25 protein-coding genes are annotated in these 24,189 nt (G+C 70.3%); 14 read left to right on the top strand and 11 right to left on the bottom strand.

Going from position 1 to position 24,189, the window contains the following annotated elements:
• Positions 1–43 precede the first annotated feature (43 nt).
• Positions 44–511, top strand: a complete 468-nt coding sequence (locus tag ABZX75_RS23940) for a nuclear transport factor 2 family protein (protein WP_355413773.1) — start codon at positions 44–46, stop codon at positions 509–511.
• Positions 512–553: 42 nt separating this feature from the next.
• Here ABZX75_RS23940 and ABZX75_RS23935 read toward each other — a convergent pair whose 3' ends face one another.
• Positions 554–1,132 (bottom strand): helix-turn-helix domain-containing protein, encoded by a 579-nt coding sequence (locus ABZX75_RS23935; RefSeq protein WP_355413771.1) that lies wholly within the window; start codon positions 1,130–1,132, stop codon positions 554–556.
• Positions 1,133–1,267: 135 nt separating this feature from the next.
• Between ABZX75_RS23935 and ABZX75_RS23930 the strand changes: the two genes are divergently transcribed.
• From ABZX75_RS23930 to ABZX75_RS23915, 4 genes are all read left to right on the top strand, one after another.
• Entirely contained in the window at positions 1,268–2,881 is a 1,614-nt protein-coding gene (locus tag ABZX75_RS23930; protein WP_355413769.1) for an MDR family MFS transporter, read from the top strand.
• 258 nt (positions 2,882–3,139) lie between these two features.
• Complete coding sequence (locus ABZX75_RS23925; protein ID WP_355413767.1) at positions 3,140–4,021, top strand: polysaccharide deacetylase family protein; 882 nt, start codon at positions 3,140–3,142, stop codon at positions 4,019–4,021.
• Between the two features lie 98 nt (positions 4,022–4,119).
• Positions 4,120–4,443: a nuclear transport factor 2 family protein gene (locus ABZX75_RS23920; RefSeq protein ID WP_355413765.1), complete on the top strand. Its 324-nt coding sequence runs from the start codon at positions 4,120–4,122 to the stop codon at positions 4,441–4,443.
• 229 nt (positions 4,444–4,672) lie between these two features.
• Positions 4,673–5,299 (top strand): hypothetical protein, encoded by a 627-nt coding sequence (locus ABZX75_RS23915; RefSeq protein WP_355413763.1) that lies wholly within the window; start codon positions 4,673–4,675, stop codon positions 5,297–5,299.
• A gap of 282 nt (positions 5,300–5,581) precedes the next feature.
• Here the strand turns inward: ABZX75_RS23915 and ABZX75_RS23910 are convergent, their stop codons facing one another.
• From ABZX75_RS23910 to ABZX75_RS23900, 3 genes are all read right to left on the bottom strand, one after another.
• Positions 5,582–6,850, bottom strand: a complete 1,269-nt coding sequence (locus ABZX75_RS23910) for an extracellular solute-binding protein (RefSeq protein WP_355413915.1) — start codon at positions 6,848–6,850, stop codon at positions 5,582–5,584.
• A 378-nt stretch (positions 6,851–7,228) separates the two neighbouring features.
• Positions 7,229–7,846, bottom strand: a complete 618-nt coding sequence (locus tag ABZX75_RS23905; RefSeq protein WP_355413761.1) for an SMI1/KNR4 family protein — start codon at positions 7,844–7,846, stop codon at positions 7,229–7,231.
• A gap of 59 nt (positions 7,847–7,905) precedes the next feature.
• Positions 7,906–8,352 carry a DUF192 domain-containing protein gene (locus ABZX75_RS23900; protein WP_355413759.1) on the bottom strand — a complete coding sequence of 149 codons (447 nt, stop codon included), beginning with the start codon at positions 8,350–8,352 and terminating at the stop codon, positions 7,906–7,908.
• On the opposite strand from ABZX75_RS23900, the gene ABZX75_RS23895 reads away from it, so the two are divergent.
• Positions 8,351–8,602 carry a hypothetical protein gene (locus ABZX75_RS23895; RefSeq protein WP_355413757.1) on the top strand — a complete coding sequence of 84 codons (252 nt, stop codon included), beginning with the start codon at positions 8,351–8,353 and terminating at the stop codon, positions 8,600–8,602. The two genes, ABZX75_RS23900 and ABZX75_RS23895, sit on opposite strands and share 2 nt — an antisense overlap.
• A gap of 148 nt (positions 8,603–8,750) precedes the next feature.
• Here ABZX75_RS23895 and mgrA read toward each other — a convergent pair whose 3' ends face one another.
• Positions 8,751–9,788 carry an L-glyceraldehyde 3-phosphate reductase gene (mgrA, locus tag ABZX75_RS23890; protein WP_355413755.1) on the bottom strand — a complete coding sequence of 346 codons (1,038 nt, stop codon included), beginning with the start codon at positions 9,786–9,788 and terminating at the stop codon, positions 8,751–8,753.
• Positions 9,789–9,914: 126 nt separating this feature from the next.
• On the opposite strand from mgrA, the gene ABZX75_RS23885 reads away from it, so the two are divergent.
• From ABZX75_RS23885 to ABZX75_RS23865, 5 genes are all read left to right on the top strand, one after another.
• A complete protein-coding gene (locus ABZX75_RS23885) occupies positions 9,915–10,676 on the top strand; it encodes an isoprenyl transferase (RefSeq protein WP_355413753.1) in 762 nt (253 codons plus the stop codon).
• A 320-nt stretch (positions 10,677–10,996) separates the two neighbouring features.
• Positions 10,997–12,313, top strand: coding sequence for a PhoH family protein (locus ABZX75_RS23880; RefSeq protein ID WP_355413751.1), 1,317 nt, complete (start codon positions 10,997–10,999; stop codon positions 12,311–12,313).
• 408 nt (positions 12,314–12,721) lie between these two features.
• Complete coding sequence (locus ABZX75_RS23875) at positions 12,722–13,450, top strand: transglycosylase SLT domain-containing protein (protein ID WP_355413749.1); 729 nt, start codon at positions 12,722–12,724, stop codon at positions 13,448–13,450.
• Positions 13,451–13,574: 124 nt separating this feature from the next.
• Positions 13,575–14,951 (top strand): AI-2E family transporter, encoded by a 1,377-nt coding sequence (locus ABZX75_RS23870; protein ID WP_355413747.1) that lies wholly within the window; start codon positions 13,575–13,577, stop codon positions 14,949–14,951.
• Positions 14,948–15,676, top strand: coding sequence for a hypothetical protein (locus ABZX75_RS23865; protein ID WP_355413745.1), 729 nt, complete (start codon positions 14,948–14,950; stop codon positions 15,674–15,676). The genes ABZX75_RS23870 and ABZX75_RS23865 overlap by 4 nt, the downstream gene beginning before the upstream one ends.
• Before the next feature lie 104 nt (positions 15,677–15,780).
• Here the strand turns inward: ABZX75_RS23865 and ABZX75_RS23860 are convergent, their stop codons facing one another.
• Positions 15,781–16,317 carry an alkyl hydroperoxide reductase gene (locus ABZX75_RS23860; RefSeq protein WP_355413743.1) on the bottom strand — a complete coding sequence of 179 codons (537 nt, stop codon included), beginning with the start codon at positions 16,315–16,317 and terminating at the stop codon, positions 15,781–15,783.
• Between the two features lie 2 nt (positions 16,318–16,319).
• Positions 16,320–16,874: a peroxiredoxin gene (locus ABZX75_RS23855; RefSeq protein WP_355413741.1), complete on the bottom strand. Its 555-nt coding sequence runs from the start codon at positions 16,872–16,874 to the stop codon at positions 16,320–16,322.
• 135 nt (positions 16,875–17,009) lie between these two features.
• Here ABZX75_RS23855 and ABZX75_RS23850 point away from each other — a divergent pair, with 135 nt between their 5' ends.
• Positions 17,010–17,984 (top strand): hydrogen peroxide-inducible genes activator, encoded by a 975-nt coding sequence (locus ABZX75_RS23850; protein ID WP_355413739.1) that lies wholly within the window; start codon positions 17,010–17,012, stop codon positions 17,982–17,984.
• Between the two features lie 39 nt (positions 17,985–18,023).
• Here the strand turns inward: ABZX75_RS23850 and ABZX75_RS23845 are convergent, their stop codons facing one another.
• The 4 genes from ABZX75_RS23845 to ABZX75_RS23830 form a co-directional block, all read right to left on the bottom strand.
• The gene (locus ABZX75_RS23845; RefSeq protein WP_355413737.1) at positions 18,024–20,372 is read right to left on the bottom strand and encodes an FtsX-like permease family protein; all 2,349 of its coding nucleotides are present in this window, start codon (positions 20,370–20,372) and stop codon (positions 18,024–18,026) included.
• Positions 20,369–21,055: an ABC transporter ATP-binding protein gene (locus ABZX75_RS23840; RefSeq protein ID WP_355413735.1), complete on the bottom strand. Its 687-nt coding sequence runs from the start codon at positions 21,053–21,055 to the stop codon at positions 20,369–20,371. Before ABZX75_RS23840 ends, ABZX75_RS23845 begins: the two co-directional genes overlap by 4 nt.
• Positions 21,052–21,576: a PadR family transcriptional regulator gene (locus tag ABZX75_RS23835; RefSeq protein ID WP_355413733.1), complete on the bottom strand. Its 525-nt coding sequence runs from the start codon at positions 21,574–21,576 to the stop codon at positions 21,052–21,054. The genes ABZX75_RS23840 and ABZX75_RS23835 overlap by 4 nt, the downstream gene beginning before the upstream one ends.
• 228 nt (positions 21,577–21,804) lie before the next feature.
• The gene (locus ABZX75_RS23830; RefSeq protein ID WP_355413731.1) at positions 21,805–22,068 is read right to left on the bottom strand and encodes a hypothetical protein; all 264 of its coding nucleotides are present in this window, start codon (positions 22,066–22,068) and stop codon (positions 21,805–21,807) included.
• Between the two features lie 457 nt (positions 22,069–22,525).
• Between ABZX75_RS23830 and ABZX75_RS23825 the strand changes: the two genes are divergently transcribed.
• Both ABZX75_RS23825 and ABZX75_RS23820 read left to right on the top strand, forming a co-directional pair.
• Positions 22,526–22,864: a hypothetical protein gene (locus tag ABZX75_RS23825; protein ID WP_355413729.1), complete on the top strand. Its 339-nt coding sequence runs from the start codon at positions 22,526–22,528 to the stop codon at positions 22,862–22,864.
• A 311-nt stretch (positions 22,865–23,175) separates the two neighbouring features.
• Positions 23,176–24,135 (top strand): hypothetical protein, encoded by a 960-nt coding sequence (locus ABZX75_RS23820; RefSeq protein WP_355413727.1) that lies wholly within the window; start codon positions 23,176–23,178, stop codon positions 24,133–24,135.
• Positions 24,136–24,189 lie beyond the last annotated feature (54 nt).

Here is a 24,189-nt window from a genome sequence, read left to right as displayed (position 1 = left end):
TGAGGACGATCGTTCTTCCAGCCGGGACGCGAGAGGGTTCGTCATGACCGCCGCCGTAGTACGTCCGCCCGTGCCGCCGTTCACCGAGGAGTCCGCCCGGGCCAAGGTGCAGGCGGCGGAAGACGCCTGGAACACCCGCGATCCCGAGCGCGTGGCCCTCGCGTACACCGAGGACTCGGTCTGGCGGAACCGCGACCGCTTCCTCACCGGCCGCGCCGAGATCCGGGGCTTCCTCGCCGAGAAGTGGGAGCGCGAGCTCGACTACCGGCTCCGCAAGGAGCTCTGGGCGTACACCGGCAACCGCATCTCCGTGCGTTTCGAGTACGAGTGGCACGACTCCGCCGGCCAGTGGTGGCGCAGCCACGGCAACGAGCAGTGGGAGTTCGCCCCCGACGGCCTGATGCGCCGCCGCGAGGCCAGCATCAACGACGTCCCCATCGCGGAATCCGAGCGCCGTCTGCGGGATGGGGCGGCGGGGGGTCCAGTCGCCGGCTCACCCCGCGGACGGTGAGGGCGGCGCCGCGGGATCCCGCCGCTGCGGGCGGCCGGCCCTTCAGGGGCGGCCGTGCGCCTGGGTGATGAGTTCCGTGGCGACCTCCAGGGCTGCCTGGCGGGTCTCCTCCGGGTCGCCCTCCACGTGCTGGAGGAACATCATTCCGGCGTGCAGCGTGAACAGGGCGCTGACGCAGCGCACCTGGTCCTTCAGGGGGCCGTCCTCCGTGCGCAGGAGTTCCACCAGGCGGAAGAGCCGCTTCTTCACCGTCTCACCGATGCTCAGCTCGCGCATCGTCGCCTGGTTCTCCTGCATGAAGCGGTACAGCGAAGCGCCCACCGCCATGGCCTCGCTGTAGCGGCGCAGCACTTCCCGCTTCGTCTCCAGGGTGCGCGGCTGCTCCTCCGCCCATGCGATCAGTTCGTCGATCGGCCGCGTCAGGTCGTGGAAGAGGCTGATGATGATGTCTTCCTTGGTCTTGAAGTGGTAGTACAGCGCCGCCTTCGTGACCCCCAGCCGCTCCGCGATCTCGCGCAGCGACGTCTTCTCGTACCCCTGCTCGGCGAAAAGCTCCAGCGCGACGTCCTGGATGCGCTGACGCGTGTCTCCACGGCGCTGCTGCGGACTGCTGCTGGACATGGCTCTCCCCAAACTTACTTACTTGACGCCCGGCTAGTTACGGGTCTACCGTCCCCAGTGTAGTGAACTAGCCGGTCGGCAAGTAGGTGCCGGTGCGGGGAAGAAGGACCGGTCAGCAGTGCCAGGGGAGCGGACATGGGCGAGACAGTGAAGACGGCGGCAACCTCCAAGGAGGTGAAGCCCCGCAGCGTGCGTGTCGTCCTCATGGCGCTCATGATCGCCATGCTGCTGGCCATGCTCGACAACATGATCATCGGCACCGCGATGCCCACGATCGTCGGTGAGCTCGGCGGCCTCGAACACCTCTCCTGGGTGGTCACCGCGTACACGCTGGCCACCGCCGCCTCCACTCCCATCTGGGGCAAGATCGGCGACATGTACGGGCGGAAGGGCTCCTTCCTCACCTCGATCGTCATCTTCCTGATCGGCTCGGCGCTCAGCGGCATGGCCCAGGACATGGGCCAGTTGATCGGCTTCCGCGCGATCCAGGGCCTCGGCGCCGGCGGTCTCATGGTCGGCGTCATGGCGATCATCGGCGACCTGATACCGCCCCGCGAGCGCGGCAAGTACCAGGGCATGATGGCCGGCGTAATGGCCCTCGCCATGATCGGAGGCCCGCTCGTCGGCGGCACCATCACCGACCACTGGGGCTGGCGCTGGTCCTTCTACATCAACCTGCCGCTCGGCGCGGTGGCCCTCGCCATGGTCACCGCGGTCCTGCACCTGCCCAAGAAGGCGGAACCGGGCAAGCGCCCGCGCATCGACTACCTGGGCGCGGCGCTGCTGACCGTCGCCATCACCTCCACCGTGCTGGTCACGACCTGGGGCGGCACCGAGTACGCCTGGGGCTCCGGCGAGATACTCGCGCTGATCGCCGTCGGTGTCCTGTCCACCGCCGGGTTCCTCTACGCCGAGACCAAGGCCGCCGAGCCGGTCATGCCGCTGCACATCTTCCGCAACCGCAACTTCACCCTCATGTCCGTGATCGGCTTCCTGGTCGGCTTCGCGATGTTCGGCGGCGTGCTCTACCTCCCGCTCTTCCAGCAGTCGGTGCAGGGCGCCTCCGCCACCAACTCGGGCCTGCTGCTCCTGCCCATGCTGCTCTCGATGATGGCCGTCTCGCTCGTCGCGGGCCGCATCACCACCAGTAGCGGCAAGTACAAGATCTTCCCGATCGTCGGCGGCGCGCTCATGGTCGTCGGACTGTTCCTGCTCGCGACGATGGACACGAGCACCTCGCGCCTGGTGTCCGGCGTGTACATGGCCGTCCTCGGGGCCGGGCTCGGCTTCCTGATGCAGATCACCATGCTGGTCGCGCAGAACAGCGTCGACATGAAGGACATGGGCGTCGCGTCCTCCTCGGCGACCCTCTTCCGTACGCTCGGCGGCTCCTTCGGCGTGGCCCTCATGGGCTCCCTCTTCACCACCCAGGTCACCCACACCATGTCCGACCGCCTGGGCCCGGAGGCCGCCGGAGCCGCGGGCTCCGCCCAGCTGGACGCGGCGAGCCTCGCCAAACTGCCGGAGGCCGTACGCGAGGCCTACCAGTACGCGGTGGCCGCCGGTACGCACTCCGCGTTCCTGCTCGGTGCAGCCATCGCGGTACTGGGCTTCGTGGCGGCCTGGTTCGTCAAGGAGGTCCCGCTGCGGGGCGCGGGTCCGGCCCCGGCCGGCGGCGCGAGCGGTGAGGCCGACGGCGACGGCGGCGGCAAGGCGGCCCGCACTCCGCAGGAGACCGTCGCGCACTGAGTGCTCCGCGACAGTCGGCCCGGCCCCCGGTGGGTGTGCGAATCCACCGGGGGCCGGGCCTTTTCGGCGTGGTGGGGCTGAGGAACTCCGAGCCGGTCGGGGGTGTTTGAGACGACGGGCCGGCGCACGGATTCGGGGTGGTCGAGGACTAAAGTCCCATTACAGGGATTTTATGGGGGAATTGCCGGGAACCTTCCCATGGCACCGAACGTCTGACCCACAGAACGCTCACAAGGCGGATGGGGAGTGGACGCCCGAATGAAGAAGCGGCACAAGGCGCGTACGAGCAGGCGAAGGGGTATCCGGACCTGGATGTCCGTCGTGGCGGCGGTTGCCGTCGTGGCAGCGGCGATCGGGGGACTGGTGGCCGTCGTGGACCCGGACCACGCCGCCTCCCACCGGATGGTGTCCCGCCAGAACGACGCCGGCGGGGACGGCGGGAACAGCGGCCCTGGCGGCACCGGCGGTACGGGCGGCCACGCCGATGACGCGCCGCCACCGCAGGAGCGGGAGCAGATACCCGAGGGCATCGCCCACGCGTCGGAGAACGGCGCGGACGCCGTCAACATCACGATCGACGACGGCCCCGACCCCCGGTGGACCCCGAAGGCGCTCGACGTACTGGCGAAGTACGACGTGAAGGTGACCTTCTGCATGGTCGGCCCGCAGGCCTCGGCCAACCCGGACCTGGTCAAGAAGGTCGTCGCGGCCGGCCACCGGCTCTGCGACCACACCATGGACCACGACACCGCCATGGACCAGAAGCCCCTCGCCTACCAGGAGCAGCAGATCCTGGATGCGAAGAAGCTCATCGAAGGGGCCGCGGGCGCCTCCGCGACGGTCGATTACTACCGGGCCCCCGGCGGCGCGTTCACCCCCGGCAGCCGGCGCACCGCCGCCGCGAACGGCATGCGGCCGCTCGGCTGGAACGTCGACACCAAGGACTTCGGCAAGCCGGGCGTCGGCGCCATCGTCGACACCGTGAAGCGCGAGATCGGCAACGGCCCGACGGTGCTCTTCCACGACGGCGGCGGCAACCGCGCACAGACCGTGGAGGCGCTCGACCAGGTGCTGGCCTGGCTGAAGGACCAGGGCCGGCCGACCGGTTTCCCGGTCCGCACCGCTGCCGACCCGTCGTGACACGCCGTCCGGCGGCGAACGGGTGAGGGTCGACGCCGCAGCGCCGTCCACGGTGTTCCCTGGTCGCGCACGCAGCCCCGTACGACCAGGAGGTCCCCGTGATCGACCCGAGCCGGCTCTCCGACCCCGCCGTCCGCGCTTTCGTCACCGCCGTGAACGCGGGCGACCAGAACGCCTTCGCCGCCGCACTCACCCCGGACGCGACCATGTCCGACGACGGCTCGGACCGCGACCTCACCCAGTGGGCGGAGAAGGAGATCTTCTCCTCCGGCGGCCACATGGCGGTCGAATCCGAGTCCGACGGCGGCCGCGCCCTCATCGTCGACTACCGCAACGACACCTGGGGCGCGATGCGCACCGCCTGGCGCTTCGACGTCACCCCCGACGGGCGCGTCAGCCGCTTCGAGACCGGTCAGGCCTGATGCGCGGAGCCCGCTACCGGGCCGCCGCATCACCGCGCCGTTCACGCTCATCTGATCCCCGCGTTGATCGCTTTCGTCGTGCCGTCTCCGCACGGCCCGGCGGCAGTTGATCAGCTGATATTTCAGACCGGCGGGGTTTCGTCAGGTCGCCGTGGGCGACGCGCCTCCCGTACGGGTGAAAGCGCGCCGGGCGTCGTTCCGCCCTGCCGGGGAGCCCGTTGGACCCGGCATGAAGCGCATTCGCACCGCCGCTCTCGCCCTCGCCGCCACCGCGGCAGCCCTCGCCCCCGCCCTCGGTCAGGCCGCCACCGCCGCGGAGGGAACGGAGTACCTCCAGGACCCGTCCGGCGGCGAAAAGACCATGAAGTCGATGTGGACCAAGGACGAGATGCACAAGGTGGAAGGGCAGTTCCGATTCCACCCCGGGATCCAGTACAAGACGGTCACCCGCCCCGGCCCCCCGGGCGCCCCGGAACGGGAGCGGCAGGCCCCCGACCCCAAGACCCTGGCGTGGCAGCCCTCGTACGAGTTCGCCTGGGCCGTCTCGGACTCGACGGTGGTGAAGAAGGCGGTGACCACCAAGAAGGGCGGTCACCCGATCGTCGTGCACGCCGTGCTGCGACGCGGCTCGGACCGGGCCAAGGTGGGGGAGGTGCATCAGGAGTTGAGCGGGAAGCCGGCGACGGGGCGGGCGAAGGTGGCCGGCGGCAAGCGGATCGCGTGTGACACCGGCGAGTACACGGTGGAATGGTCGGTCACACGTTCCGGTTACGGGACGCTCACGGGCACCCTGGGCTGGAACTCCAGTTGCGAGCAGCACCGTACGGCGTTTTCTCCGACCATCGGACAGCAGTGACCGAAGCAGAGCGGTGAGGAGCCGGCCGACGACGGGCGGGTGACGGGCGGGCCGACGACGGGCAGATAGGCGACGGGCGGGCCGACGACGGCAGCCCGGTCACGGGCCACCACTGCGGCCGGCCGCCCCGCGCACCTTGTGGGTGCTCGGCGGGCGACTGGACCACGGCCTCGGATCAAGTGCCGTAGCAGCCATGGTGCCGCACGGGGTGGGGTGCGGCAGGGGGCGAAAGTCCCGTGTCGAAGGGGCCTTTCCGAGCTTCTCGTCCTCGCGTCTTCTTCGTCAGTGCTTCTTGCCGGCCTCGCGCGCCTTGACGGCGATCTCCTCCAGGACCAGCTTGGGGTCCCCGGCCGGCTCCACGGCGCGGCCGATGTTGCGCTTGATGGTGTCGCTCACCGTCACCCAGGACGGGTCGTTCACCGGGTAGAGCTGGGCGCCGCGCAGCGCGGTCAGGAACTGCTCGTCCGTCTTGTCGAGGCCGCCGCCCGCGGGGTTGCGCGCGGCGGTGACGGTGGACGGCAGCAGGTGGTAGCGGCCGGCGAAGTCCGTCAGGTTCTTGTCCTGGTAGAGGAACTCCAGGAACCGGCCGATCTCCTCGCGGTTGCCGCTCTGCTTGAAGGCCATCATCCAGTCGGCCACGCCCACGGTCGGCGCCGATTCCCCGGCGAGCGAGTCCGAGAGCGGCATGGCGACCGTGCCGACGCCGATGCCCTTGGCGCGCGCCTCGTGGGCGAGGGACGGGTAACCGTTGAGCATGCCGACCTCACCGCGCAGGAACGCGGCGAAGGCGTCGGCACGGTTGAGCTGGGCCGGCGGGACGGGGCCGGTCAGACCGGGGCCGACGAGGTTCTCCTTGACCCAGCGCCACGTATGGATGTTCTGGTCCGAGGCCAGGCTGTAATTGCCGCTGCTGTCCGCGTATCCGCCGCCGTTGCTCAGCTCCCAGATCATCGCCTCGGCGTGCGCCTCCTCCGGGCCGAGCGGCATGGCGTACGGGAACTTCACGCCCTTGTCCTTGAGTGCCTTGGCCGCGGACTTGAGCTCGGACCAGGTCTTGGGCGCACTGACGCCGGCCTTGGCGAACAGTCCCTGGTTGTAGAAGAGGAGGCGGCTGCTGGCGACGAAGGGCAGACCGTAGAGGGTGCTGCGGAACGAGCCGGCTTCGGCGAGCGGCTGGAGGAAGTTCGCCTCGGTGGTGACGGAGAGGAGCTCGTCCGCCGAATAGAGCTTGCCCTGGGCCGCGAAGTCCGAATAGGAGCCCATCAAGGCGATGTCGGGCGCATTGCCGGCCTTGACCATACGGGAGACCTCGCGGTCGATGTCGGCCCACGGCAGGAGCTGCACCTCGACCTTGATTCCGGGGTTGGCGGCGGTGAAATCGCCCGTCACCTTGTCCCAGAAGGCCTTGGAACTGGTGGCCTCGGTGTCGCCGTATTCCGCCGCGACCAGGCGCAGCGTCTCGGCGTCACCCGCGTCGTCATCGGAACCTCCGCATCCGGACAGAGGTATCAGCAGACCTAGTACGACCGTGGTGGCGGCCGTGCCGAACATTCTTCGTCGCACGGGTGTGTCCCCTGGTTTTCTTTTGGATCTCGTTGTTACTTATGAGTTGCTCCGGGCTGAGGTGTCCCTCCGTGGGCCCGTTGGCCGGAATTCTCTCCTGACGGAGGGGTAGTTGATTCCATTGGGGCGGCACTTGTGGTCAATGCTCCAACTGGGGCCTTTCCCACTGGTGTTTTCCGATATGTGATCGACACCGTGGACGCGCGTAGACGCGGCGAGAAGCGGTGAGATGCCGTGGGACGGGCGGAGAGGGGGCGAGACGCGGCGAGACATGCCGAAAAGCCCGTTTCCGGCGGGGAAACGGGCTCAGAGGCCGGGGAGAGCGAGTCGGCCAGATGTCGTCGGACCGGTCGGCCGGTCCACTACCTAGTCGGCGAACTCGCCGGCGTACGGGTCGGGCTCGCCCGTCTCCGGATTGCGGCCCTCCTGCCAGCGGCGCTGGGCCTTGCGCCAGTGCACGAAGCTGAGGTGGCCGCCGTCCCAGAAGGTGATGCCGACGGGGCTCATGTCGAACTCGTCCGAACAGAGGAGGTGGAGGAACTCGGCCATGCCGTACGGGTACACCGCGAAGGAGTCGGCGGTGTGCCGCCCGCACACCAGAACCGGCCACCGGTCCGGGTCCGGGTCGGTGGTGAGCCAGCACAGGATGTCCGACCCGCCGGTGACGCCCCAGGCGATGATCGACTCCGGGTCCACGTCGAAGGCGGACCGGCCGCCCGCCGCGATCCAGGCCTGCCGGGCGTTCTCGGTCTCCTCCGCCATCCCGGCCGGCTCCCACTGGAGCCCCGGCTTGGGCAGCGGCAGCAGGATGCTGGCCTCGCCGTTGATGGAGCCCGCGCCGAAGCGGCCCATGAAGGCGACGAAGTCGGCCGGGAACCGGGTTCCCCAGGCCGCCTCGACCGCCTGCCAGTCGATGTCCTCGTCGGCGCCGTGCGTCGCCGGCATGATCTGCTCCAGCGCCTTGATCCGCGCGTTCTCCGTCATGCCGCTCCCCTCCCACCCCAGCTCAACCGCCCCAACCTACCGCCGGGGGGCGACACCGCCTAGCCGCGCGCGAGACGCCCGGGTACGTCCACGTTCACTCGGGTTCCGACCCGCAGCCCCCAGCGGGCCATCGCGCCCGCCTCGGCCTCCAGTACGTGCCGGGAGCGGAGCCGCGGCAGCCCGAGCCGTCCGGGCGCCATGGTGGTCAGGGCGATCACGTCCAGATTGCGGTCCAGGTGGGCCACGTCGATCGCGAACCGCATCCGGAAGGTGTGGACGCCGGCCGCGGGGGTGAGCAGCATGGCCCCGGCGATGCCGTCCCGGCCGAGCAGCCCGCAGGTCCGGGCCCGGTAGGAGGAGGCGATCTCCAGCGGGATCTCCAGCGGGATCTCCAGCGGGATCTCCAGCGGGATCTCCGGCGGGATCTGCGGCGAGGCCTCCGGTGGAGTCGCCATGGGGTGGCCGCCGATCCTGAGGGTGGCCTCGCCGTCCTGCCAGTGCGCCATGGCCGCCACCTTAGGCGGTGGGGTCTGTGCACCCGGCGACGTCAAGCCGGCGCTCTCGCCGGGCATCACTCTTGGGTGGTACGGCCGGGGGGTATGGGCCGCAGGCGCCTTCCCGGGCGCGCTCTACGGCTCCCACTACGGCCTCGCCCTTGTGCCGCGCGGCTCCGCCGCCCGCTGGCAGGGATGCCTTCGACCCTTCATGGCCGCCGGTGCCTTCACCGGACTGCCCCTGGGCGGCTCCGGAGCGTAATCGTGTCGCGGCAATGCACGCATCACGCTTTACGAAGGGTTATGGTGGAACCCCCCCCCTCGGGCCGGTCCGTATCCCCCCCACGGACCGGCCCGTTTTTCGTTTCCTCGCCCCTTCGGTCTGGTGCCGCGCCGAAAGCGCAGGCAGGTCAGCCGCGCTGGGCCCAGATGTTCGTGCCGGGGGTGGAGACGGCGTAGGAGTCGATCTCCTTCAGCTCCTGCTCCGAGAGCGGCGCACCGGCCAGCGCGGCCACGTTCTCCTCCAGCTGCTTCACGCTCGACGCGCCGATCAGCGCCGAGGTCATCCGCTCGTCGCGGAGCACCCACTTCAGCGCCAGCTGCGCCAGCGACTGGCCGCGGCGCGCGGCGATGTCGTTCAGCCCGCTCAGCCGGCGGACCACCTCGTCGGACAGCAGGTCGGGGTTGAGGGACTTGCCCTGCGTGGCGCGCGAGCCCGCCGGGATGCCCTTCAGGTACTTGCCGGTCAGCAGTCCCTGGGCGAGCGGAGCGAAGGAGATGCAGCCCATGCCGGCCTCCTCCAGGGTGTCCAGCAGCCCGTCCTCCTCCGTCCAGCGGTTGATCATGGAGTACGAGGGCTGGTGGATCAGCGGCCGTACCCCCATCTCGCGCAGGATCCGCGCCGCCTCGGCGGTCTGCTCCGCCGTGTAGGAGGAGACGCCGGCATACAGCGCCTTGCCCTGCTGGACCGCGGACGCGAGGGCGCCCATGGTCTCCTCCAGTGGGGTGTCCGGGTCGAAGCGGTGCGAGTAGAAGATGTCGACGTAGTCCACGCCCATCCGCTTCAGCGAGGCGTCGAGCGAGCCGAGCAGGTACTTGCGGCTGCCCCACTCGCCGTACGGCCCGGAGTGCATCAGGTAGCCGGCCTTGGTGGAGAGGACCAGCTCCTCGCGGTGGGACGCGAAGTCCTGCGCGAAGATCTTTCCGAAGTTGAGCTCGGCCGAACCGGGGGGCGGGCCGTAGTTGTTGGCCAGGTCGAAGTGGGTGACGCCGAGGTCGAAGGCCCGGCGCAGGATCGCGCGCTGGGACGACAGTGACGTGTCGTCACCGAAGTTGTGCCAGAGGCCGAGGGAGATGGCGGGGAGCTTGAGGCCGCTGTGGCCGGTGCGCCGGTACTCCATGGAGTCGTAGCGCGAGGGCTCTGCCCGATAGGGATTGTTATCAGTCACGTTGTCCTCCCTATCACGGACCTGTGACAGACCGAGTTGGGTACCGGATCCCGTCGCGCAGTAATGTGGCGACCTCGGGGAGACCGCAATTCGCACGGGGGCATTGCACGGAGGGGCTGGAAGATCGTGAAGCTGCGCGACCTGGTGTACAGGCTCTACGCACGCCGGGTGGAAGGCCGCCTCGACCATGATGCGGCGCCCAAGCACATCGGCGTCATCCTGGACGGGAACAGGCGCTGGGCGAAGGCGTCCGGAGGTACGACGGAGCAGGGCCACCAGGCCGGAGCCGACAAGATCTCCGAGATGCTGGGCTGGTGCACCGAGACGGACGTCGAGGTCGTCACCCTCTGGATGCTGTCCACGGACAATCTGGACCGGCCGGAGGTCGAGCTCCGCCCGCTGCTCAACATCATCGAGAACACCGTACGGGGCCTCGCCGCCGACGGCCGCTGGCGCGTCCACCACGTCGGCAATCTCGACATCCTGCCCGCGCGGACCCAGAGCGTCCTCAAGGAGGCGGAGCAGGCCACCCACGACGTCGACGGGATACTGGTCAACGTCGCCGTCGGCTACGGAGGCCGCCAGGAGATCGCCGACGCGGTCCGCTCCCTGCTGCTGGAGCACGCGGAGAAGGGCACCTCCTTCGAGGAGCTCGCCGAGATCCTGGACATCGACCACATCGCCGAGCACCTCTACACGCGCGGCCAGCCCGACCCGGACCTCGTCATCCGCACCAGCGGCGAGCAGCGGCTGTCCGGATTCATGTTGTGGCAGAGCGCGCACTCGGAGTATTACTTCTGCGAGGTCTTCTGGCCGGCCTTCAGGAAGGTCGACTTCCTCCGGGCCCTGCGGGACTACGCGGCACGCCACCGGCGCTACGGCACCTGATCCCGGCTCCCCTGACGCCCCCTCGGCCCCGGCGCCCGCCCCCTCCCCCCATCCTTCACCAGGGATTAACCGAGCGTCCGTCATATGCCAAGGCATGTCCTGGCTTGTTCGGGGAATACCCCATGCAGGTCGATGCCCGATCCACGGGTGTCGAGTCTCAGCGGACGGCATGGGGTCGTCCGCCCGGGAGGCCCTTTGCACCAGGACGCACGTGCGGTTCGCACGGACGCAGTGGAGGGCCGGAAATCGGCCCTGGCATGGGTGCCGATGACCGGTCCGGTCTTCATGGCCCGACCTCTTCCGAGGGGGTACGTCCTTCCGTGGTGACCAGCACAAAGCGCCGCCTGCCCGACAGGCGCACCTACGTCCTCGACACCAGCGTCCTGCTGGCAGACCCGAACGCGATCTCCCGCTTCGACGAGCACGAGGTCGTGCTCCCGATCGTGGTGATCACCGAGCTGGAGGCGAAGAGGCACCATCCCGAACTCGGCTACTTCGCGCGCCAGGCCCTGCGCCTGCTCGACGACTTCCGGGTACGGTACGGACGCCTCGACGCCCCCATCCCGCTGGGCGATCTGGGTGGCACCCTGCGTGTCGAGCTGAATCACGCCGATCCGGGCGTCCTGCCCGCGGGCTTCCGGCTGGGGGACAACGACTCGCGGATCCTCGCGGTCGCCCGCAACCTCCAGGCCGAGGGCTACGACGTCACGGTCGTCTCGAAGGATCTCCCCCTGCGCATCAAGGCCTCCTCGGTGGGGCTGATCGCGGAGGAGTACCGCGCGGAGCTCGCGGTCACCGATGGCGGCTGGACCGGCATGAGCGAGCTCGCCCTCTCGGGGGAGCAGGTGGACCTGCTCTTCTCGGAGGAGCGGATCTACGTGGCGGAGGCCGCCGAACTGCCCGTGCACACCGGGCTGGTCCTCCAGTCCGAGCGCGGCAAGGCGCTCGGGCGGGTCACGGTGGACGGCAATGTGAAGCTCGTACGGGGTGACCGCGAGGCCTTCGGGCTGCACGGCCGCAGCGCCGAGCAGCGCATCGCGCTGGACCTGCTCCTCGACCCCGAGATCGGCATCCTGTCGATGGGCGGCCGGGCAGGCACCGGCAAGTCGGCCCTGGCGCTGTGCGCGGGCCTGGAGGCGGTGCTGGAGCGAAGGCAGCACCAGAAGGTGATGGTCTTCCGGCCGCTGTACGCGGTGGGCGGGCAGGAGCTCGGATACCTGCCCGGCACCGAGGCCGAGAAGATGAGCCCCTGGGCGCAGGCGGTCTTCGACACCCTCTCGTCGGTCGCGGGGCGCTCGGTCATCGAGGAGGTGCTGAACCGCGGGATGCTGGAGGTCCTGCCGCTCACGCACATCCGCGGCCGTTCGCTCCACGACGCGTTCGTGATCGTGGACGAGGCGCAGTCGCTGGAGCGCAATGTCCTGCTGACCGTTCTGTCCCGGATCGGGGCCAATTCGCGGGTCGTTCTGACCCACGATGTCGCCCAGCGGGACAACCTGCGGGTCGGCCGGTACGACGGAGTGGTCGCCGTGGTCGAGAAGCTGAAGGGCCATCCGCTCTTCGCGCACGTCACGCTGAACCGCTCCGAACGCTCCCCGATCGCCGCGCTGGTGACCGAGATGCTGGAGAACCTCTAGCGGCGCTGCGCAGGCCGTAAAGGAGTCAAAAACCCCATAGTGGGACGGTGAGTTGACGCCGCCCGGCAAAGGCCCAGGAGCCTAGCCGGGCGGCGTCGTGCTGCACAGGCCTTTGCCGAAAACAGCGGCGACATGGCAGGTGTGACCTTTCCCACGCAACGGAGAATTGCCCTGCGGCGTCGGGGTCCGGCAGAGTCTGTTTTCCGTCAGGCCCCGCATACGGCACACCTGTATCTCCCGTGAGGTACACCCGCAGCACCACAACTCCACCATCGTTCGCCGTATGCCGCCCGGAGCATCACGCGGCAGCCCCCGGAAGGGAGTTGCCCACGGGTCCGCGCCTCCAGTGACCGCGCAGCACGGAGGCCAGTGTCGAGGGGCACTTTTGCGTCCGCCCGGTCACTGCGGATGCTGCTGGAAGGACACCGTGTGAGCCGGATCTCGGTCCGGGGGTTCGCTGTGGCTTCGGCCACCGCGGTCACCACCGTTGGCGCAGTCGTGGGCGTTGCCACTGGCGACCCCTCCTCGAACGACCTCGAGACGACCGCGTCCGGCGCGACCCTCCTCGCAGACATTCCGGTCGGCGAGCAGGCGCAGGTCCAGAGCGCGTCCCTGACGCAGCAGGCCGACACCATCGCCCACGCCGCCGACGCCGACGCCAAGCGCTCGGCCGAGGAAGCGGCCCGTATCCAGGCCGCCGAGGACGCCAAGGCCAAGAAGGCGGAGGCGGAGAAGGCGAAGGCCGAAGCCGACGCCAAGGCGAAGAAGGAACGCGAGGAGAAGGAGCAGGCCGCCAGCCGCTCCGCCGCCCGCGACGCCGGCGACTTCGCGGTCCAGAGCTCGTACACGGTCGCGCAGGTCAAGGCCATGGCCCAGCAGATGGTGCCGTCCGGCCAGTTCCAGTGCTTCTCGAACATCATCAACCAGGAATCCACCTGGAACTACAAGGCCGTGAACCCGTCCTCGGGCGCCTACGGCCTGGTCCAGGCGCTTCCGGGTTCGAAGATGGCCTCGGCCGGTGCCGACTGGCGCACCAACCCCGCCACGCAGATCAAGTGGGGTCTGAACTACATGAACGAGCGCTACGGCAGCCCCTGCGGCGCCTGGAGCTTCCACCAGAACAACGGCTGGTACTAGACACACTCGGCGCCCCGCGTCGTTCGACCTCGAAGAGCCCCGCACCGTCCTCCGGTGCGGGGCTCCTCGCGTGTACGGTCTTTCGAGGCGTAACCGGCAGAACGGGCGGGGGGAAGGGAACGACATGGCGAAGAGGGCAGGCTGGCTCGGCCGGCTCGGGAGCAGGTTCAACCGGATGGAGGCGCGGCTCCACGAGCGGCGCGCCGAGGTCGAGGCCGAGGCCAGAGGCGACCTGCCCGGCCCGGTCACGCCCGGCGAGCCCGGAGCGCCCCAAGTGACGCCGGGCACCGGCGCGTCCGCCGGATCTCCCGTACCCGCCGGGTCCACCGTCACGACGGCCGCCGTCCCGGGGCGGCCCGACCCCGCGAGCGTGATCCCTTGGGGCGTGCGCGTCGCCGCCGAGGCCAGCTGGCGGCTGCTGCTGCTCGCCGGGATGCTCTGGGTGCTGATGAGGGTGATCAGCGAAGTCCGCCTGGTCGTCCTCGCCTTCGCCGCAGCCCTCCTGGTCACCGCGCTGCTCCAGCCGTTCGTGGTCCGGCTGCGCCGGCTGGGCCTGCCGCGCGGCCTGGCCACCGCCGTCACCGCCGTCCTCGGGTTCGTGGTCATCGGACTGGTCGGCTGGTTCGTGGTCTGGCAGGTCATGGAGAACCTCGACGACCTGTCCGACCGGGTCCGCGACGGCATCGACGAGCTCAAACTGTGGGCACTGGACAGTCCGTTCCACGTGACCGAGAAGCAGATCAACGACATCGCGAAGAACCTCAGCGAGACCATCGGCACCAACACCGAGCAGATCACCACCGCCGGCCTGCAAGGCGTGACGGTGCTGGTCGAGGTGTTGACGGGCATCCTGCTGGCGATGTTCTCGACGCTCTTCCTGCTCTACGACGGCAAGCGCATCTGGACCTGGGCGCTCGGCCTCGTCCCGGCCGCCGCCCGCCCCGGCGTGGCGGGCGCCGGCCCCCGGGCCTGGCGCACGCTGACCGCGTACGTACGGGGCACCGTCCTCGTCGCGCTCATCGACGCCACCTTCATCGGCCTCGGCATCTACTTCCTCAACGTGCCGATGGCGGTGCCGCTGGCCGTCTTCATCTTCCTGTTCGCCTTCATCCCGCTGGTCGGCGCGGTGGTGTCCGGCGCCCTCGCGGTGGTCGTGGCGCTCGTGACGCAGGGTGTGTTCAGCGCGCTGATGGTGCTCGTGGTGGTCCTGGCGGTGCAGCAGATCGAGGGGCACGTGCTCCAGCCCTTGATCCTGGGCCGGGCGGTACGGGTGCACCCGCTCGCGGTGGTGCTCGCGGTGGCCGCCGGCGGAATGGTCGCGGGCATCGGCGGAGCGGTCGTCGCCGTCCCGCTGGTCGCCGTCACCAACACGGTGGTGGGCTATCTGAAGGCGTACTCGCGTGAGCGGCTCCACCACGGCTCCGGAGTGGTGGGACCGGCGCCGCACGGCTCCACGGCCCTCGGCAGCTCACCGGCGGGCGAAACAGGGGGACAGGGATGATCGGCGAGCCCGAGCTGGACGGGGCGTGGGAGTCCGCGCGGCCGGCCGAGGTGGCGCGGCCGCCCGCGGACGGCGGGCCGGGGCCTGGCCGGCCGTGGTGGTGGGTCCTGGCAGCGGTGGTGGCCACCTCCGCGGTGTGGGCGGGCGGCCTCTACGCCTACGGGGACCGGCTGACGGCGCCCGATATCCGCTACCGGGCCTCGGACGACCTGTGCGGGCAGCTGAAGGCGCAGGCCCTGAACCAGGCGCTGGGCAATCTCGCCGACTCCGCGGATCCGCGCCTGGACGGCCGGCATCCGGCCGTGGACTGGGCGATGTGCAGCCGCTCCAGCGACACTCCGGTCGGCGAGGACTCGTACTTCATCCAGGCCGAGTACGAACTGCACAAGAAGGCCGACCCGGCAGTCGAGTTCGAAGTCGGCACGAAGCACGACCGGATGGCCGCCGAGGACAGCGAGGGCGAGATCCCCTGGGAGCCGGTGCCGGGCCTCGGCGAGCAGGCGCTCCTGACCACGTCCTCGACCGACGGGGATCTCCACCTGAGGGTCCGCGACGGCGGCGCCGTCTTCATCCTCCGGCTGGTCTTCCTCGACATACGGGGACGGGACGACCAGGGGGGCGTGAGCGATGTGCAGCCGGCGCGGCCCCGGCCCGACCGGGAAACGCTGAAGACCGCGATGATCGAGGACATGCGGTCGCTGATGGCCGCCCTGAAGAAGCCCTGAAGGACTCCTGAAGGACTCCAGAAGGAGCAACGCGCAGGGCCCTCGCCGCCGGTGTACGGCTGCGGGGGCCCCGATCGTCGTACGGGTCCTCGTACGGGGTGCTGCTACTCGGCGCCGAGGGCGGCCTCGGCGTCGAGGGTGACGGCGACGGCCTGGATCACCGAGGCGATCTTGAAGGCCTCCTGGACCGTCTCGCGGCCGACGCCCGCCTTGCGCAGGACCTGCTCGTGCGAGTCCAGGCACTGCCCGCAGCCGTTGATCGCGGAGACCGCGAGCGACCACAGCTCGAAGTCGACCTTCTCCACACCCGGGTTGCCGATGACGTTCATCCGCAGCCCCGCCCGCAGGGTGCCGTACTCCGGGTCGGAGAGCAGGTGCCGCGTGCGGTAGAAGACGTTGTTCATCGCCATGATCGCGGCTGCGGACTTGGCGGCGGTGTACGCCTCCGGCGAGAGGTTCGCCTTCGCCTCCGGCTCCAGCTCACGCAGGACGCGCGGGGAGCGGGCGGCGATCGCGCAGGACAGGACCGTGCCCCACAGCTGCTGCTGCGGGAGGTCGCTGTTGCCGATGACCGAACCGAGGTTCAGCTTCAGGTCCTTGGCGAAGTCCGGTATGGCGGACTTGAGGGAGTCGAGGGACATCGTCACTCACCGGCCAGCAGCGCGCCGGCGTCGAGCGTGTTCTCGCCCTTGGTCCAGTTGCAGGGGCACAGCTCGTCGGTCTGCAGGGCGTCGAGGACCCGCAGGACCTCCTTGGGGTTACGGCCCACGGAACCGGCGGTCACCATCGAGAACTGGATCTCGTTGTTCTGGTCGACGATGAAGACGGCGCGCTGGGCGAAGCCGTCCGCGCCCTGGACGCCGCAGTCCTGCATGAGCTCGTGCTTGGAGTCGGCCAGCATCGGGAAGGGCAGGTCACGCAGGTCGGCGTGGTCCTTGCGCCAGGCGTGGTGGACGAACTCGGAGTCGCCGGAGACGCCGAGGATCTGGGCGTCGCGGTCGAGGAACTCGTCGTTCAGCTTGCCGAAGGCAGCGATCTCGGTCGGGCAGACGAAAGTGAAGTCCTTCGGCCAGAAAAACACCACACGCCACTTGCCCTCATAGGTCTTGTGGTCGATCTGGGCGAACTCGCTGCCGGCTTCGAGCGAGACGCAAGCGGTCAGATCGTAGGTGGGGAACTGGTCGCCGACAGTGAGCACGTGCTCTCCTTGCTGGAGGGAAAACGACCCTTTTGGTCGTCTTCCGAGGGGGTTGGACGGATCTCACATGCTGACACAGCTGCATTGATTACGGAAATAGCTACTCTTGAAGGGAGTGATCGGAGGTGCCTATCAGTGGCTGTCGGTAATGGTGTCGGCAATAGGGGTACGAAGCAGGGTGCGACCAAGCAGCCGACGCTGGCGCAGCTGCGCGCCTTCGCCGCGGTCGCCGAGCACCTGCATTTCCGGGACGCCGCCGCGGCCATCGGCATGAGCCAGCCGGCGCTCTCCGGAGCCGTCTCCGCGCTGGAGGAAGCCCTCGGCGTGCAGCTGCTGGAGCGCACCACCCGCAAGGTGCTGCTCTCGCCGGCGGGCGAGCGGATCGCGGCCCGCGCGCGGGTGGTGCTCGACGCCGTGGGCGGGCTGCTGGAGGAGGCCGAAGCCGTACGGGCCCCCTTCACCGGAGCCCTGCGCCTCGGGGTGATCCCCACGGTGGCGCCGTACCTGCTGCCGACCGTGCTCGGGCTCTTCCACCGGCGCTACCCGCGGATGGACCTACAGGTGCACGAGGAGCAGACGGCCTCGCTGCTGGAGGGGCTGGCCGGCGGGCGGCTGGACCTGCTGCTCCTCGCGGTGCCGCTCGGTGTCCCCGGGATCGCCGAACTACCCCTCTTCGACGAGGACTTCGTCCTGCTGGCGCCCCGGGATCATCCGCTGGCCGGACGCCGGAACATCCCGCGTGAGGAACTACGGGGACTGCAGCTGCTGTTGCTGGACGAGGGGCACTGCCTGCGGGACCAGGCCCTCGACATCTGCCGCGAGGCGGGGCGCACGACGGGCGCTGACGTCACCACGACCGCCGCCGGACTGTCCACCCTCGTACAGCTGGTCGCCGGGGGACTGGGCGTGACGCTGTTGCCGCGCAGCGCGCTGAGGCTGGAGACCGCCCGCAACGAATACCTCGCCACCGGGTACTTCACCGAGCCCGCCCCCTCGCGGCGGATCGCGCTGGCCATGCGCACCGGGACCGCCCGGCAGGAGGAGTTCCGGGCGATCGCGGCCGCACTGCGCGAAGCCGTACGCCCGCTCCCCGTCTGGCCCACCGACTAGGGAAGGCGGGAGCGGGCGTACGGACCACCGCGGTCGGGGCTACTCCGTACGCAGGCCCTCCGGGCGCATCAGGCGAAGCAGCACCGGCAGGCTGAGCAGGGTCACCAGGGCGACCACGCCCCCGCCGACGCCGGTCATCGCGGCGACCGAGGACCAGTCGACGCGGACGGGGCGGCCGGTCATCCGGAGCAGGACGACGCCCAGCCCCACGCCCACCATCGCCGCCAGGCCCAGGCCCAGCCCGATCGGCAGGGCCGTCTGCCACAGCACCGACAGGCTCAGCGTGGAGCGCTTGGTACCGAAGGCGACCAGGGACGACAGCAGCTTCCTGCGCTCGCGCAACTGCTCCAGCTGCGAGACCAGCAGGCTCGTGCCGATCAGGATCAGGACGCCGGTCGCGCCGAAGAACAGCCCGGTCCGGACGGAGGAGTAACCGGACAGCTGCTGGGTGGACGTGAGCGTCATCGCGGTGGCGAACGGGTCCACCTTGAAGGCGGCCGTCCGGGCCCGCTCCAGGGCGTCCGGCACGGACTCGTCGAGCTGGACGAACACCTGGGCGGACTGGGCGGCGTCCATGCCCTTGGGTGCGGCCGAGGGGGTCACCAGCAGGCCGTCGCGCAGGCTGCCGGCCGGGTCCTCGCGGCTGGCGACCGAACGGGCGGCGGCCGGGACGGTCCACTCGACGGCCTTGCCGAAGTGCTCGAAGCCGTAGACGTTGCCGACGAACAGCTTGTCGCCCGGTGCTGCCGTGGCACCATACGTGCCGCGTCCGCCGGCGGGGGCGCCCGTCAGGACGAAGGCGTCGCCGTCCTGACACGAGCCCAGCTCGGCGACCTCGCGCAGTGCCTCGCAGGTGCCGATGGTGACACTGATGATCCGATCCGGCTCGGGGACCCGGTGCGCGGCGCCGACCGAGGTCAGCGGGACGGTCTTGGCGATGCCCTCGCTCTCGGAGACCGTCTTGGCGAGGGCGTCGGCATCGACCTGTGCCTCGGTGCCCCGGTGCAGCAGGATCGAGACCGCGGCCCGGGACGGGTCCTGGCCGGTCTCCTCGGTGTAGTCGCCCTCGACGCCGGCGAACAGCATCTGCAGGGCGATGGCCCCGGCGACGGCGACCGCGATGCCGTTGACCAGCCGGGCGGCGCTGCCGCTGCTCACCTGGAGGCGGCGGACCGCCAACTGCCACGAGACCGGGCCGCCGGACATCCCGCCGACGCACCGTTCCAGCATCCAGGGCAGCAGGGCGGTGATGCCGACCAGCAGCAGCACCACGCCGCCGCTGACCTGCCACTGGTTGAAGTCGCCGTGCTCCTTGCCGCGGCCCGACATCGGAGCGAGCAGGCCGAGTCCGCCGAGCGGCAGCAGCAGCCGCCACCAGATGCGGCGTCTGCTCGGCTTGGCCGTGCGGACGACACCCAGCGGCTCGATGACGACGCCGCGCAGCGCGAACAGGGTCACCGCTACGGCCGCCGCGGGCACCGCGACCGCGACGAGTGCGGCCAGCCACACCGACGGGTCCAGGTCGGCGGGGAAGACGCTGCGCTGCTGGATGCTGAAGCTGCCGACGAGCTCGCGGCCGATCACGAAGAAGCCGACGCCGAGGGCCAGGCCGACCAGGGACCCGGCGAGCGCCTCCCCGGCGGCGATCCGGCGGACCATGCGGCTGTCGGCGCCGACCAGGCGCAGCGCGGCGAGCCGGCGGTCGCGGCGCTCGCCGCCGAAGCGGACGGCGGTCGCGATGAAGACGGCGACGGGCAGCAGCAGGGCGACGAAGGTCAGCACCACCAACAGCATGAGGACGGGGTCGAGCTCCTCCCGCTCGACGTTGGAGAAGCCGGTGATGCGCTTGACCCGGTAGTCCTGCGGGCCGCTCTGTTGGAGAGCGTCGTAGCCGGCGTAGAAGAAGAGCTCACCAGGGCCCACGAGGCCCGCGTCGCCGATGGTCTCGGTGATCTTCCCGTCGAGGCGTTCGCGCAGAAGCCGTCCGTCCGTGGACTCCAGAAGCTCGGCCAGGGCGGGGGAAACCGCCATCTCGCCCGGGCCGGGGATCTTCTTCAGGCCGGGCGGAACCGGGGCGTCCGGGCCCTCGGCCTTGAGGAGGGTGCCGCCGATGTCCTGGCTGTGGAACGTCTGGTTGGCCCCGGCGATGAGCAGGGTGTCGCGGCCGGGCGCCTCGGCGGTGGGCGAGGCGAGCGTCGAGCGGGCGTCATCCCGCTCGTAGCGGGCGGCGAGAGCGCTGGGAAGTGCGGTGCTGATCAGCAGCAGCGCCACACCCAGGCCGACGCCCACCCCGGTGAGCAGGGTGCGGGTCCAGCCCTCGCGGCCGCCGCCGAAGGCGAACCGGCCGCCCATCGCGAGGTCGCGGGCCCATGCCCGCAGCGTGCTCATACGAGGCGCTCCATGTCGCGGGACCGGCCGTCGCGTACGACGATCTCGCGGTCGGAGTACGCGGCCACCCGGGTCTCGTGGGTGACGAGGACGACGGCGGCGTTGGCGGACCGGGCGGCTTCGGTGAGCAGCTGCATCACGAGTTCGCCGTTGAGCGAGTCGAGGGCTCCGGTGGGCTCGTCGGCGAAGACGACCCGCGGGCGGGTGACGAGGGCGCGGGCGACGGCGACGCGCTGGCCCTGACCGCCGGAGACCTCTCCGGGACGCTTGCCGCCCACGTCCTCCACCTGGAGCTTCTCCATCCAGTGCCGGGCACTCTGTTCGGCCTCCTTGCGCTTGACGCCGCACAGGCGCAGCGGGAGGGCGACGTTCTCCACGCAGGTCAGTTCCGGTACGAGCTGCCCGAACTGGAAGACGAAGCCGAAGTCGCCGCGCCGCAGGGCGCTGCGCTGGGCGTCGTTCATGGCGGACAGCTCGCGCCCGGCGTACGTGATGGAGCCGGAGTCGGGCGTGACGATCCCGGCGAGGCAGTGCAGCAGGGTCGACTTGCCGGAGCCGGAGGGCCCCATGACGGCGACGATCTCGCCGGGGTGGATCGAGAACTCGGCGCCGTCGAGCGCGTGGGTGGTCCCGTACGCCTTACGGAGGTCCGTGGCGGCGAGCAGGGTGCCGGCCGGGGTCATCGGCGTACCTCCTGGGCGAGCTGTTCGAGGCGGGCGGTGGTGAGTTCCAGCCACCGCAGGTCCGCCTCCAGGTGGAACAGGGCGTGGTCGCAGACGAGTTGGTCGGCGAGGTCGCCCTTGCGCTTGCGCTGGGTGAGGATGCGCATGAGGCGCAGGTGCTCGGCCCGCTGGGTGTCGAGCAGCTCGCCCGCGCTGCGGCCGGTGAGCAGGGCGAGGACGACCTTGGTGTAGAGGGTCGAGTGGAGGTAGGGCTCGGGCTTCTCGGGTTGCGAGAGCCAGGTCTCGACGTCGGTGATGCCGGCGTCGGTGATGGCGTACCGCTTGCGCTCGGGGCCGCCGCCGCTCTCGACGCCGTCGACCTCGACGAGGCCGTTCTTGAGGAGGCGGGACATGGTCGAGTAAACCTGCCCGTAGGCGAGGGGGCGGTCGTGGCCGAACTTCTCGTCGAAGGCGCGCTTGAGGTCGTAGCCGTGGCGCGGGCCGGCCTCCAGGAGGCCGAGCAGAGTGTGACCGATGGACATGCGGCCGACTGTACACGCGGTGTATACCCGCGCTGTATACGCGGTGTGTATAGCTGGCCGGTATGGACCTGTTCCCGCAGGTCATGTGACTGAGCGCGACAGTTGGCGGGTGAGCGTTTCAGTCGGCGGCCCCGAACACGCTGGAAGCCGCCGGTGACCGGTCCATCCGGGTGGTACTGGCACTGGTGCTCTGTTGGTGGCGCAGCTGCATCCCGTTTCGGTGGTCCGTCAGCTCCAGTAGTCCCGGTGGTCCTGGCTGCGCCAGCGGTCGTGGTCGCTGAACGGCGTGGGCAGCCTCAACTTCAGCCAGATGAGGCGGCCGGCTCCACAGACCACCGGGAGCGCCGCGCCGACGACCATGCTCCGCTGCTCGGACAGGTCGAAAACCAGGCGGGCGGTGAAGTAGCCGACCGCGAAGAGCACACCGGCCCCCGATGCCGTTTCGGGGCGGTCCGCTCGTGTGGTGGGATGTGGGTGTTCGTCGGCGCTCATAGAGGGCGCGTGGGCAGATCGCGAGGAACCGGGACGGGACACGGACGGAGAGGCGATGACTGCCGTTCGCGGAGGGCCAGTGGGGACACCGAGCCCCTTGTCGACGCGCGCCCTCACCCAAGAATCGGGGCGAGCCCGGCACCTCCTCGCCGCAGGGGAATGGCGTCTCCCCTCGGCGGACGCCGCGGCTGCGGCGGCCGTCCTGGCACGTCTCACCGCCCCGCTCCCGGCCCGGCGGGGCTCGGCGGCACGGATCCCGGTGACGGACCGGGACCGACGGCTTCAACGCATTCTGCGCACGACCGTCCACCACCTCGACGCGGGCGCTGTCAGCCCGCCAGCCGCCGCCCTCCTGGCCGCAGTCGCGCGCGCCCTACTGCCCTGGCACGCTGCTCCGAACCCACCCCCTGCGGCGGCGGCCCCAAGGTACGGAGCCGCGCCGGGGACTGTGGAAGGCATGGCCCCGCCGACCGAGGCGGGCGAAGCTCTGCTCTCCGACCTGATCGCGCTCTTCACCGCCCTCGCCGCGACGAGCGCACCCGGGACGATCCCGCGCACACCGTCCATCGAGCCTTGGCAGGTCCGGTACGGGGGCCGATTCCGTCGCCATGCCAGACCCGCGCCGGGGGTGTGGACGGCTGAAGCCGTCGGCTGTCCGGTGTGCGGGGGCCAGGACGGCCCGTGGACCGTGACCTGCGATTGGCGTCGGGCGACCTTGGGCTGCCCCTGCGGGGTGGTGATCAACAAGCACGGCCTCTCCTTCTCCGAGATCTGGCTCGTGCTACCGGATGCCTGATTGAGCGCTTGCGCCGGGGCGTTTCACGGAGGCCCCGTCGCTCCAGACGATCACGGGCGCCTGACCGGACGCCCCCAAGGGCGTCCGGCGTAGGTGGCCGCGGCGATGGCGGAGCATGTCCGTGAACTCCCACGCGAGGTCACAGGCGAAGGCGATCTCCGGGCAGGCACTCCGAACAGCACCGTCGTTCGCCACCGGCCCCGCCCGAAAACCAGGACCCCGTCGGGCGGGGGCCACGTTCGGGACGACCGGCCGCGGCGGGCCCGCCCGGCCCGCGACGCCCGGGCGGCCGAGCGCGCAACCGTGTGATCATGGAGGAGTCGCATTCCTTCGCCCGCGAGGTGATCTTCTTGACGAAGGTGGCACTGCGTTCCTACGCACTGTTGCCTCGGCAGTACGACGAACGGAAGGTGCTGGCCTCCACGATCGATCCGTGGGGCCGGGCTCTCTGGCTGATCTGCCCTGACACCCGTTTTCCCTACAGGTGGGCCGGCCGGGACGTACCGGCGCCCGTGAATCTGCCCTTCGACGCCCTCGTCGTCATGAGTGACCGGGGCGAGGTCCGGGAACGGACCCTGCACGGAGTGGCCGTGGACCCGGACGCCTTCGACGCCCTCCCGGGCGGCGGCTTCGTCCTCTCCGGCAACGGAGGGCCGAACGCACGGTCCGGCCAGATCTTCGGCCCCGACGGCCACTCTCGGCGCCGGTTCCCGCTGGGAACGCACCTCAAGCACCTGGTCGCGGACCGCCGGGCCGGCTTCTGGACCGGGTACGCCGACGAAGGGATCTACAGCGGTGACCGCGTCAGCGCGGGCGGCCTGGTCCGCTGGGACGACAGGGGCAACCCCGCATGGGCCCTGCGCCCCCCGGAGCCCTACCACCACGTGGCGGAGGTCAGCACCATCAACGTCTCCGACTCCGCGGTCCACGCCATGTACTGGCCCGGCGCACCGCTCGTCGAAACGGGGCCCAGCGGGGCGCTCCGCATCCGCGCCCTGCCGGTCTCGGACCCATTGGGCCTCGCGATCCGCGGTGACCGGCTGCTCCTGCTCGGAGGGGACGAGCGGGGCGGCCACACCGCTACCCGGGTGGATGCCGTCCACCACCTCCGACTGACGGACGACGGAGCGGTCGTCGCCGGCCGCGAGGGCCTCGTCTTCCCGAACGGTGACCCCGTCAGACGCTACGCCCGCCCCGTCTGCCGGGGTCCGCGCGTCTTCCTGCGTACTCTCCGCACGCTGCGGCAGTGGTGGGTGCTGACCGTTCCATAGCCCTCGGCTTCTGGCGTAGCCGCCACGGAGGAGCGGTCAGAACCATTAACGCGC

Origin of the sequence: Streptomyces sp. NPDC003038, assembly GCF_040611115.1 — a bacterium.
Taxonomy (GTDB): Bacteria; Actinomycetota; Actinomycetes; order Streptomycetales; family Streptomycetaceae; genus Streptomyces.
Note: the sequence above shows the minus strand (reverse complement) of the source record. Positions and strands in the feature narration are given on the sequence as shown.